Here is a 12,381-nt window from a genome sequence, read left to right on the forward strand (position 1 = left end):
ACTCAGAATAACCGATACCTGTTCCGAGGCAACCCCTGTATCACATCGGTCAACGCTCCTGTTATTTCCGGGAAACGGAATACAAATCCATTTTCGATCAACCTGGCAGGCAGTGCATGATTGCTCTCTAATATCATCGATGGTTCTTTGCCCATCATCCACGCACCGGTCCTTACCATCCACTCGTATGAAGGCAATCCTATTGGAATACCACAGGCTTTCCGAATGGTCTGCATGAATTGGGTATTGGTCACCGGATTTGGGGCACAGGCATTGAAAGCGCCACTTAATTGTGTGTGTTGATACAAAAAAGCAATGATGCGGCATACATCGGCTACATGCACCCAACTGATCATTTGTTTCCCTGTTCCCTGTCGTCCACCCAAACCGAATTTTACCAGGTTGAGATATGGTTCCAGAATACCTCCATCACCTAATACCACGGCCAGTCGTAATGCAATCTTCCTGGTATGTCCGTTGTCGCCTGCTTCAAAAAATGCCGCTTCCCACTGCTTCACCACCGATGCCATAAAACCGGAGGTGAATGTCCGGGTATACTCATCGCTTGGTACTCCATCTGCATACAGGGAAATGCCGGAAGCATTGATCCAGCAGGAAGGAGGAATGGCGAGTTCCCTGATGGCGTTGCCAATGGCTTTGGTAGCATCGACGCGGCTGTCCAGGATTTTTTTACGGTTGGCCGGAGTATGCCTGCTCTGTATACTTTCACCTGTGAGGTTGATGACAAGATCGGCGCCATCCAGTTCCTGCATCCAGTCCGACAATGTTCGTGCATCCCATTGCACCATCCTGTATTGCTTAGCTATTTTTTTGTTGCTATTACGGGTCAGCAGTACAACTTCATTGTCTTTTTCAAAATAACTGGCAATAGCGCTGCCAATGAAACCGGTTCCACCTGCAATAACGATCTTTATGTTTTTAATAGCTTCCATAAACGGCGATTTCACGCAAAGCTATTTCGTTATCTTCCCCGAATGAAATCATATTTGCCGGTACTGGTATTCATCCTTGCTTGTTGCATTTCCGCAAAAGCACAAATAAAACCTTTCCGTTTTGCGTTCATCTCCGACACCCACATTGGTTCGCCCAATGGCAGCGCCGAAGAAGACCTGCGCAGGACCGTTGCCGATATCAACAATATGAATGATATCGCTTTTGTAGTGATCACCGGGGATATTACCGAATTGGGCACTGATGAAGAACTCAAACATGCTAAACAAATCCTGGATCAGTTGAAAGTACCCTGGTACATTATTCCTGGCAATCACGACACCGGTTGGAGTGAAAGCGGCGGTCTTAGTTTCGGACAAGTATTCGGATATGACAAGTTCCGTTTTGAATACGAGGGTATCCTCTTCCTGGGTTGCGCTTCGGGTCCTTATGTACGCATGAGTGATGGCCATATTCCGCGTGATGCCGTGAACTGGCTCGACAAAGAACTAAAGAAAACAAGTCCCCGGCAGCCCGTTATTTTCCTGAATCATTACCCGCTCGATAAAGACCTGGATAACTGGTATGAAGCCATTGACCGCCTCAAACAACACAATACCTGGGCGGTGCTATGCGGACATGGACACAACAACCACGCCCTTGATTTTGAAGGTATACCAGGTGTAATGGGACGTTCCAATCTCAGGGCCAAAGCAGCGATAGGTGGATACAACCTGGTAGATGTGCGCAGCGATTCCATTATTTTTTCTGAAAGAACACCGGCAACGGTTACACATGTTCCCTGGACAGGTATCAGGATCGGCCAACATACTGCTCCAAAGCAAGTGTACCGTCCGTCTTATGCAATAAACGACAGCTTTCCCTACGTCAAAAGCCGCTGGACCTATGCATCCGATGCCAATGTGATTTCTACACCGGCTGTTGCAGGGGGATTGGTTGTTTTTGGTAATAGTCTTGGTAAGATCGATGCCTTGTCATTAACCAACGGTAAAAAGCGGTGGTCTTTCCAGACCCAAGGTCCTGTTTACTCTTCTCCCGCAGCGAAGGATAATAAAGTTGTGCTGGGATCCTGCGATGGCCATGTCTATTGCCTCTCTTTATCAAGCGGTCGTTTGCAGTGGTCATTGAAAACAGCTGCTGCTGTATTGGGTAATCCCCTGATCAGCGGCGATACGGTATATATCGGCGGAAGTGATCACCAATTCAGGGCCATTGATTTGAAAACCGGCAGCGTGTTCTGGCAATATACCGGCGTGGAAGGTCCCGTAGTAAGCACCCCGGTATTGTACAAAGGCATGGTTATTTTCGGAGCCTGGGACCGCCACCTGCGTGCGCTGGATGCCTCCACCGGAAAGCTGATCTGGCAGTGGAATAACGGCTCTGCTGTTCGAAACTATTCACCCGCATCCTGCATCCCTGTTATCTGGGATGATGTGGTGTATATCGTAGCGCCCGACCGTTTTATCACTGCAATAGACGTTCACTCAGGAAGCACTTTATGGCGTAATAACGACGCTACCGTGCGCGAATCGATCGGCATTTCAGCAGATGGCCAATATGTCTACGGCAAGACCATGACCGATACCATCGTCGCTTACCACACTTCCCGCTCCAAACAGCCGGCTGCCTGGAAACTCAACTGTGGCTTCGGTTATGAGCATGTCCCTTCTATGCTCATAGAACGCGATGGACTCGTTTTTTTCGGTACCAAAAACGGAACGGTCTATGCCATCGATCCGCAAAAGCAGGAAAGGCGATGGGCGCACAAGATCGACAACTCAATGGTGAATACGGTAAGGGCCCTCGGAGCCGGGCAAATCATTGCTTCTACGATGGATGGGAAAATAACATTGCTTGACATGCAACCAGCCATTATGCACACCAACTAATATCTTTTAGCGGTGGAAAAATGTATTATTTAAAATAATTTTCTAACTTTCCTTTCTCATCTAATAAACAAAATCAACTAACTCACATCATCATGGCAAAAGCAAAAAAGAAAGCTGCGAAAAAAGCAGTAAAAAAAGCCGCTCCTAAAAAGGCCGCTAAAAAAACTGTAAAGAAAGCTGCGAAAAAAGCTGCTCCTAAGAAGGCTGCGAAAAAAGCAGTAAAAAAAGCCGCAAAGAAAGCCGCTCCCAAAAAAGTAGCCAAGAAGAAACCAGCGCCCAAGAAAAAAGCAGCAGCCAAAAAACCTGTAAAGAAAGCAGCTGCTAAAAAACCCGCCGCCAAAAAAGCAGCACCTAAGAAAAAAGTAGCGGCAAAGAAACCCGCAGCTAAAAAACCTGTTGTTAAGAAAGCTGCGAAACCCGCACCAGTAACGGCTCCTGCGCCAGCAGCGGCTCCTACTTCGCTGTTTGAAATGCCTGCATCCAACGAGACACCTGCAGGATCTTAATAAAGAAATTGACCAACAGTTCAACTCCTGTTATTGTTTGAAAAAAATAATACCAGGAGTTTTTTATTACTACTCAAATCCAAAACGATGCGCACTTTATTTGCATGGCTGCTTTGTTTTTGTTTCGTTGGTGCTGTTGCACAACCGGCATCAAAAATTGCCGATAAAACAAAAAACATGAAACGGTACGATGGCTATTTCACTTTCTGGTGGGATGCCGCGAACGGAAAAATCTGGATGCTGGTTGATAAATTTGACAAGGAATTCCTGTATGTCAATTCACTTCCGGCCGGACTCGGTTCGAACGATATCGGGCTCGACAGGGGGCAGATCGGCGCCAGTCGCATCGTTTATTTTTCCCGTATAGGTAAAAAATTACTCCTGGTTGAGCCCAACTACAATTATCGGGCCTCCTCATCCGACCCCCGCGAACAGCGCGCTGTTCGCGAATCCTTTGCCCAGTCGGCCATCGGCGGCTTCACCATCGATGAAGACGAAGGCGATAAAGTACTGGTAGACGCCACTTCTTTTTTTGTACGTGACTCCCATGGCATCGCCGATCGCATCCGCAGCATGCGGCAGGGCTCCTATGTTTTCAACGAATCCCGTTCGGCCATTTACCTGCCCAATACCCGCAACTTTCCCCTGAACAGTGAATTCGAAGCCACCATCACTTTTACCGGCGGCAGCGATGCGGGGCGCTTTGTCAGTACCGTTACCCCTTCAAACGAAGCCATCACCCTGCGTGTACACCACTCTTTTGTACAACTGCCCGATAATCATTATAAGCCTCGTCGCTATGATATACGCAGCGGTTATTTCGGCATTTCTTATTTTGATTACAGCACTCCTTTCTCTGAACCCATTGAGCAACTCTTCATCGCCCGCCACCGGCTCGAGAAAAAAGATCCCGCCGCCGCGGTAAGTGACCCGGTAAAACCTATTGTGTATTACCTCGACAACGGAACACCCGAACCCATACGCTCTGCACTGCTCGACGGCGCCCGCTGGTGGAACCAGGCTTTTGAAGCGGCAGGATACCGGAACGCATTCATCGTAAAAGTACTGCCCGATACCGCCGACGCCATGGACGTACGTTATAACATGATCAACTGGGTACACCGTTCTACCAGGGGATGGAGTTACGGCGCGTCGATCACCGATCCACGCACCGGTGAGATCATCAAAGGGCAGGTGACGTTGGGGTCTTTACGTGTGCGGCAGGATTATCTCATTTTCACTGGGCTGCTTTCTCCGTACGAGACCGGCAAACCGGCACCCGAAACCATGCAGCAGGCTGCCTTACAGCGTTTACGGCAACTGGCGGCTCATGAAGTGGGACATACACTCGGACTCCAGCACAACTATGCATCGAGTTATAATGACCGGGCTTCTGTAATGGACTATCCGCATCCCAATATATTGCTCAACAGCAAAGGGAATATTGATTTTTCGCAGGTATATACCAATGTCATTGGTGAATGGGATAAAAGGGCCATCCTCTATGGTTACCAGGACTTCGGTGCAGGCGTGAATGAAAATGAAGCATTGAATGCGATACTGGATGAAAACACAAAAAACGGACTCTTATTCATTGCCGATGCCGATGCGCGTGCCGCCAGCGGTATGCATCCTTATGCGCATCTATGGGATAATGGAAAAGACGTCACCGAGGAACTTAAGAACGTATTACAGGTACGTTCCAAAGCGCTGGATCAATTCTCTGAACAAGCCATCCGTGAAAGAACGCCGTTGTCAAGACTGGAAGATGCATTGGTTCCTGTATACAACTATCACCGTTACCAGCTGGAAGCAGTATGTAAGCTGATCGGTGGTATGAATTACAGTTACAGCGTGCGAGGCGGACAGCAACAGGTTCCCCAGGTTTTACCCAATGCCGTTCAGCAGAAAGCATTACAAACAGCGCTGGACTGTTTATCGCCTGAAACACTCACGCTTCCCGAAAGGATCATTGCCATGATCCCTCCCCGCCCGCCGCTTTATTATAATGTAGGCGAACTCTTTGCCAAACGCACCGGCATGGGTTTCGATCCTGTAGCAGCGGCCGAAGCCCTGGCCAATTTTGAGTTGGAATTTTTGTTCAATGCAGAAAGAGCCAACCGGTTGGAGCAGTTCAAAGCGCAAGCCGGTACACTGGGTTGGGACAATGTATTGGATGCCACCATTGAAAAAACATGGAAAGCCCCTTTACAGAAAGGATTGAAAGGTGAAATTCAATTACAAACACAGCAAATGGTACTCAGTTGGATGCTGGGCCTCAGCCAGAACGACAATGCCAACTATCTCGTAAAATCGATCTGCTTCGACAGGCTGCAGTCACTGAAACAATATGCAACAACACAGGCGCAAGCGCATCCTGCTTTAAAAGCACATTATTCCTACGCAGTAGAACGGATCAACAAACCAAAAGATATTGCGGTACCCCAACATAAAGAGATAGCTCCGGGAGCACCCATCGGTTGCGATTTAGATTTCTGACGGACTACTACCCGCCGTCATCCTGAGCGAGCGAAGAACGTCATCCTGAGCGAGCGAAGCGAGTCGAAGGACCTGCTCAATATTCGGGCAGGTCCCTCGGCTGCGCTCGGGATGACGAAAATAAAATAAGGTAAGCTTATACCAGCATCCTCAAAGGCTCTTCCAGTAAGGATTTCAGCGTTTGCAGGAAAGCCGATCCTGTTGCACCGTCTACTACACGGTGGTCGCAACTTAGGGTAACTTTCATAACGTTACCGGGTACGATCTGTCCGTTTTTAACAACGGGCACTTGTGAAATGCCACCTACTGCCAGGATACAGGCATCGGGCGGGTTGATGATGGCAGTGAATTGTTCTATACCAAACATACCCAGGTTGGAGATAGTAAAAGTACTTCCTTCCCAATCGGCGGGTTGTAATTTTTTATTTTTTGCTTTCTGTGCGTAGTCTTTTACTTCAACTGCAATCTGGCTCAGTGATTTGCCATCGGCAAAACGAACTACAGGAACCAGCAAGCCTTCATCCACCGCTACAGCCACACCAATATTGATGTGATGATTGTGACGGATGGTATCGCCCAACCAACTGCTGTTCACCTGCGGGTGTTGTTTCAATGCCAGGGCTGTTGCTTTCAGTACCATATCGTTGAAGCTGATCTTCACAGGCGCCGCTTCATTGATCTTGCCACGGGCTGCAACAGCAGCATCCATATCAATGGCCATGGTAAGATAAAAATGCGGTGCGGTAAACAGACTGTCACTCAGGCGGCGGGCAATGGTTTTGCGCATTTGTGAAACAGGTACATCTTCAAAACTTATCGTACCCGCCGGAGCCATGGCAATGGCGGAGGCGGGCCTGGTCTGTTGAGCAGCAGGTGCAGAAACAGCAGCAGGCTTGAAATTATCGATATCGCTTTTCACAATACGGCCATTATCACCCGTACCTTTTACATATTTAAGATCAATGCCTTTATCGGATGCAATCTTTTTAGCCAACGGCGATGCCAGTATCCTGCCTTCGTTTACAACAGCCTCCGCGGGTGCAGCAACAGGTGCAGTGGCAGCAGCAGCGGGGGCAGGTGCTGCCGGTGCTGACTGAGCAGCAGCAGGCTGTGATCCACCAGCTTTTACAGCGGCTACAATGGCATTCACATCGAGTCCGGGTTTACCGATGATGCAAAGCAGGTCGTTCACCTGTATTTTTTCACCGGGTTGGGCTCCCTGGTACAAAAGCGTACCATCTTTATAGCTTTCCAGTTCCATGGTGGCTTTATCGGTTTCGATATCGGCCAGCACTTCACCTTTTTTAACAGCATCGCCCACTTTTTTATGCCATCCGGCAATCACACCTTCGGTCATGGTATCGCTCAAACGGGGCATCAGTACTACTTCTTCCATAGAAGCAACATCTAGTGCAGGAGCAGCAGCGGGGGCTGGAGTTGGAGCCGGTGCTGCCTGTGGAGCAGGCGCCGGAGCAGGCTCGGGAGCTTTCGTGGCTGAAGATGCACCACCCGTATACTTTGCTACCAGTGCCGAAACATCTTCACCAGCCTTACCAAAAATGGCCAACAGGTCGTTCACCTGTAATTTGCCACCGTTAGGAGTTCCTATATACAACAAAACACCATCCTGATAACTTTCCAGTTCCATGGTGGCTTTATCGGTTTCTATTTCAGCTAACAGGTCGCCTTTTTTAACGGTATCGCCCACTTTTTTATGCCAGGCGGCAATGACACCCTCCGTCATGGTATCGCTCAGCCGGGGCATTAATATCTCTTCAGCCATATTGATTCGATTGCTCTTTTAAATTGAGCCGTGAAATTAAGGAAAAAAGCGATTGGCATTGAAGCTTCTCTTACTGACCTTGTGCCAGACTATAAGCTTTTTTGTCTCCCCAGGCGTTCAATAACTCGGTAGAGCATATCTTGAAATCATTTGCCAGGCGCTTGTACAGTTCCAGGATATCGGTCTGGGTAACGGGTTCATCGCCCACACTTTCAAAGCGACAGGTATATTGATTCACCAGGTTGGTAAAAGAAGAGCCTTTGGGCCATACCTGTGTGCCCCGGTTGCTGATGGTAACCAGTTTGAACAGGTCTGACGTGTGTTGCAGGCATTTTTCCGCTACAATGCCCGGCTGTTCATTGCTTTCAATAAACATATCTACGCCTACAATATGTGCATGCTCCGTTTCCTTGCTCTCCAGCATGGGATTGCGGCTGAGCTTGAATATGGTAGGGGTTACCTCCTGGTTGGCAATGACCGGCTTGGGGTTATGAACGGGCTGTTTACCAAAATTACTGATGATCACCCGGGCAAAATCGGTGGTATTGAGTGATGGGGTCGATTTGTCGCCAAAATCTCCGGTGTGCTGACCGGATTCCAGCGTGTACAACAGCGCATTTTCCATCATAGCCGCCTCTTCCCGCAACCCAAGATGCCGGAGCAACGCGAAGCCGCTCAACAACAGAGCTGTGGGGTTGGCAATGTTCTTACCGGCAATATCAGGCGCCGTGCCGTGTACCGCTTCGAAAATGGAAATATGGTCGCCAATATTGGCCGAGGGGGCAAAGCCCAGTCCGCCTACCAGTCCCGCACAGAGATCGCTTACAATATCGCCCTGGAGGTTGGTAAGCACCACCACATCGAAAAGATCGGGGCGGCTCACTAGTTTCATGCAAAGATCATCCACGATCACATCATCGGCTTTCAGGTCGGGATACTCTTTGGCCACTTCATAAAACACTTCCAGAAAGAGGCCATCTGTAATTTTCATGATATTGGCCTTGTGTCCGCAGGTAATGCGCCTTGCGCCTTTTTTCCTGGCCATTTCAAAAGCATATCGGATCACCTGCATACTACCCGGACGGGTGATGAAACGCCGGCTCAATGCCACATCTTGTGTAAGCATGTGCTCCACGCCGCCATAAGTATCTTCTATATTCTCACGTACAATGGTAATATCAATGGGTATGCCTGCCTTACTGAATACGGTATCTACCCCATGCAGGGTTTGAAAAGTACGGTTATTGGCATAAGTGTTCCAGGTCTTCCGGGCGGTCACATTCACACTTTTCACCCCTTTTCCTTTCGGTGTTTCCATGGGGCCTTTAAAAAGAATGCCCAACGACTCAATGGTTTGCTGGGCTTCCGGGGTCATACCGTTACTGTAACCTTTATCAAATACCCATTTTCCCATATCTACAAACTCATAACCCAGGGGCACTTTGGCTGCGTTGAAAATGGTCAATACGGCGTCCATTATCTCGGGACCAATTCCATCACCTTTTGCTACAGCGATCTTTGTCATATCCTCACTTTTAAAGTGGTGCAAAATTACGCGATCAGGCCCAATAACCGGCAAACAAACAGGCTATATCTGCTCTTTTACTTGTTAAGAGAATTGATGAGCGTTACGGCCACACCGGCCATAGATACTATAACACTGGTAAGACCAACTATCTCACCGGTACTCAACCGTTTGTGTTCTGTTTTGACTATTTTCGGCACGAATATCTCAGTACCCGTTCTGATTTTCGGATAGCTGCGGATCAATCCCCACAAAGCCATTTTGGTTTTCGCTACCTGTCCGTTTGCATATACCACATAAGTCTTGGTACGCCTCGCAAAATCATTATACCCGCCAGCCCTGTCGATGTAATACCGGAGCGATTGCCCCTCCTGGTATTTTACTTCCGTGGGCGAATAAACTTCTCCGGTAATTTTCACCAGTTCATTGATCTTAGGCACTACAATTTCATCGCCCTCGGTCAGAATGAGGTTATCAGGTGAATAGGGGTTTGCGATGATCGCGCGCATATTGACCGGAATTTTAGAAACCGGGTTGGCAATTTTCTCTGCCAGAATACTATCGCTCCCTTTGGTATTGATGGCTGCCGCTTTATCAATTTTTTCCTTCTTTTCCAGGGGGCTATTACTGCTTTGTCTCATAAGATATATACCATCTATATAAGCCGCATTGGTGAAACCGCCGGAACGCAAAAGTAGTTGCCCGATTTTTTCCGTTTTGAGCCTGATGGTATACTCTCCGGGATAGAGTACTTCCCCTTTGATGGTGATCTTTTTCTGTTCAGCATATCCCGGAGTCCTTCTTACCGTTACAATATCGTATGGCTGTAAAAGATATTTGAACCGGCGCATCACAAGGTCTTTTTCTGCACCGGTATTCAATATTTCCGCAAGGGAATCTGACACGGTTTTACCGTTCTCATTCCTGATCCGTCTGGCTATCTCAATACGGTAATTAGCAGCCGCATTGGTGAATCCCCCGGCTTCAAAGATCAGGTCTTTCAGTCCAAGGTTCTCCCGATACATGAACTGACCGGGTTTCCGCACTTCGCCATTGATGGTGACCACAGACTCGTCTTTCAGGTCAAAAACAGATGCGATTTGAACAATATCTTCCCTCTTCAATACAATATCTGTATCGCCATTCACAACATCCTTCACGCTGAAAGAAATGTTCTGTATGCTCATATCATCTTTTGTTCTGGTCAGTAACCCTCTTTCCAGGAATGCATCCTGTTTTAGCCCGTCTGATTTTGTGATCAATCCGCTGATCGTAAGACCACTGGTCAATTCATATTGACCTTCGCGATAAACAGCCCCCTTGATTTGCACCCTGTTTTCATATCTGTCCAGTATCCCATTAACCAGAAACTCATCGCCTTTTTGTGGTATATAGCCGGCGAATGCAGCATTTGCCAGGTCTTTTACCTTCCGTTGTGTGGCAGTTAATGATGTCACCTTGATGCTTGCCGTATAAGCCTGTTCAGTAAATCCGCCCGCGCATTCAATCAAGCGCATTGTATTTTCATTCTCCAGCATTTCATAGGTTCCAGGACGCTTGATCTGTCCCGTTATGGTAACCCTCTTTTTATATACAGGGATATTGATCACATCTCCTTCTTTCAATAATACATTGTCTTTCACATAGCCCATCATAAGAAACTCATACAAATCGATTGTACGATAAACCTTACCTCCCCTGATCAAAGTGATTTCGCGATAAGAACCAATATTATTGTCGGGACCGCCTGCCAGGTACAAGGCGTTAAAAAGCGTGGTGAGAGAAGATATGGTATACAGGCCCGGCTTTGCTGCTCCCAGGATCGTTACACGGATACTTTTAATTTTGCCCAGTGTTACACTCAAATGGGTTGACCCGCTTTTGATAGAATGATACACTGTGCCCGACAATTTGGACTTAATCTGTGTGATGGCATCTTCGAGTGACAAGCCTGCAACATGCACTTGTCCAACCTGCGGTATGGTAATCATCCCTTCCGGCTGTACCAATAAATGAAAACTGGCTTCCTGTACACCATAGATATTCAACAGCAGTTCGTCATCCGGACCCAACACATAATTCATTGGCGTCGCAATACGCAGGTTAGGTTCAAAAGAAAGGGAAGCGGTAGTGAAAAGTTGCGAACCGAATACCGAGACCTTGGCCTGTGCGGTTTTTTCAACGGTTTTATATTCATTGAGCTCAGACGTCGTCCTCACATTATTAGTAACTCCAACCGTCGGATCTGCACGATTGGCTGCTTCGGTATGGGTCAGGCGCTCCCGCAATTTGATGATCTCTGTTTGCGGCATCCTTTTAGCAGCCGCCATCTGTTCTGCCTGTGAAATGGTGAGCCCGGAAGATTTCAATTGTTGTTGCAGTTTGGCAATATCGGCATCTGAAAGCTGGTCTACTTTAACAGCGCTCAGATCTCCCGATTTCAACAGGTCCTGCCCATTAACGGTAAAGAACAACGCACAGACCATAACACAGGAAATAACCAACCTTCTCAAAAAGCACATAAATAAGATTTTGCAGGGTTTAGGACTGAATCAATAAATGAAAAACTCAGTATAGGTTTTCAGAGGGCAAGGAAGTTCGGCGCAAATTCTGACAAATTCTTTCAATGAGAAAATTATAGGCATTAAGAAGTGATTAAGTCTGCCTTATCCAATAAATAAGCATATAAAATCGTCTAAATGCAAATAACAGATCAGTAGATAAGCTGCTGCCATCCCCGTTCTTACAAATTGACAATATTCTTAACAGCTAATTCGTTATTTTTATGACAAGCAATCGTTCCAAACATGGTATCAAAAATTTCAGAAGGGGTAGAGATTAGTGTAGAGACCTTTTACCAGGCCGATTACAGCAATCCATTGAACAGCGAATACATGTTTGCTTACCGGATCACCATTGAGAACCACAACAACTTTACCGTTAAACTTTTGCGCCGCCACTGGTTCATATTCGACAGCAATGGCGAGCACCGCGAGGTGGAAGGGGAAGGCGTGGTGGGTGTTCAGCCTGTGCTAAAACCCGGAGAGAATTACCAATATGTTAGCGGCTGCAATCTCAGAACCGAAATGGGTAAGATGCATGGCACTTATCAAATGCAGAATGAACACAGCAAGGAGCTCTTCTCTGTAAATATTCCTTCTTTTGATATGATTGTGCCCGCTAAAATGAACTAATCCTCGTCATCAC

Annotated in this window: 8 protein-coding genes; 3 read left to right on the forward strand and 5 right to left on the reverse strand. The window is 47.5% G+C overall.

Annotated elements, in window-relative coordinates; genetic code table 11:
- Positions 1–2: 2 nt before the first annotated feature.
- On the reverse strand, positions 3–953 hold the full coding sequence (locus SEDOR53_RS0101560) for a TIGR01777 family oxidoreductase (protein ID WP_037360341.1): 951 nt from the start codon (positions 951–953) through the stop codon (positions 3–5).
- 42 nt (positions 954–995) lie between these two features.
- Here SEDOR53_RS0101560 and SEDOR53_RS16810 point away from each other — a divergent pair, with 42 nt between their 5' ends.
- Positions 996–2,861 carry a PQQ-binding-like beta-propeller repeat protein gene (locus SEDOR53_RS16810; protein ID WP_037360344.1) on the forward strand — a complete coding sequence of 622 codons (1,866 nt, stop codon included), beginning with the start codon at positions 996–998 and terminating at the stop codon, positions 2,859–2,861.
- Between the two features lie 82 nt (positions 2,862–2,943).
- On the opposite strand, the gene SEDOR53_RS18980 is transcribed toward SEDOR53_RS16810, so the two are convergent.
- On the reverse strand, positions 2,944–3,345 hold the full coding sequence (locus tag SEDOR53_RS18980; RefSeq protein WP_157576658.1) for a hypothetical protein: 402 nt from the start codon (positions 3,343–3,345) through the stop codon (positions 2,944–2,946).
- A gap of 109 nt (positions 3,346–3,454) precedes the next feature.
- On the opposite strand from SEDOR53_RS18980, the gene SEDOR53_RS0101575 reads away from it, so the two are divergent.
- Positions 3,455–5,866, forward strand: a complete 2,412-nt coding sequence (locus SEDOR53_RS0101575; protein ID WP_026768130.1) for a zinc-dependent metalloprotease — start codon at positions 3,455–3,457, stop codon at positions 5,864–5,866.
- 136 nt (positions 5,867–6,002) lie between these two features.
- Here the strand turns inward: SEDOR53_RS0101575 and SEDOR53_RS0101580 are convergent, their stop codons facing one another.
- The 3 genes from SEDOR53_RS0101580 to SEDOR53_RS0101590 form a co-directional block, all read right to left on the reverse strand.
- A complete protein-coding gene (locus SEDOR53_RS0101580) occupies positions 6,003–7,649 on the reverse strand; it encodes a pyruvate dehydrogenase complex dihydrolipoamide acetyltransferase (RefSeq protein ID WP_026768131.1) in 1,647 nt (548 codons plus the stop codon).
- A gap of 70 nt (positions 7,650–7,719) precedes the next feature.
- Positions 7,720–9,174 carry an NADP-dependent isocitrate dehydrogenase gene (locus tag SEDOR53_RS0101585; RefSeq protein WP_037360347.1) on the reverse strand — a complete coding sequence of 485 codons (1,455 nt, stop codon included), beginning with the start codon at positions 9,172–9,174 and terminating at the stop codon, positions 7,720–7,722.
- Between the two features lie 77 nt (positions 9,175–9,251).
- The gene (locus tag SEDOR53_RS0101590; RefSeq protein ID WP_198018764.1) at positions 9,252–11,660 is read right to left on the reverse strand and encodes an SLBB domain-containing protein; all 2,409 of its coding nucleotides are present in this window, start codon (positions 11,658–11,660) and stop codon (positions 9,252–9,254) included.
- A gap of 321 nt (positions 11,661–11,981) precedes the next feature.
- Between SEDOR53_RS0101590 and apaG the strand changes: the two genes are divergently transcribed.
- On the forward strand, positions 11,982–12,368 hold the full coding sequence (gene apaG / locus SEDOR53_RS0101595; protein WP_026768134.1) for a Co2+/Mg2+ efflux protein ApaG: 387 nt from the start codon (positions 11,982–11,984) through the stop codon (positions 12,366–12,368).
- Positions 12,369–12,381 lie beyond the last annotated feature (13 nt).

Source organism: Asinibacterium sp. OR53 (genome assembly GCF_000515315.1).
In the GTDB taxonomy this organism is placed as follows: Bacteria; Bacteroidota; Bacteroidia; order Chitinophagales; family Chitinophagaceae; genus Sediminibacterium.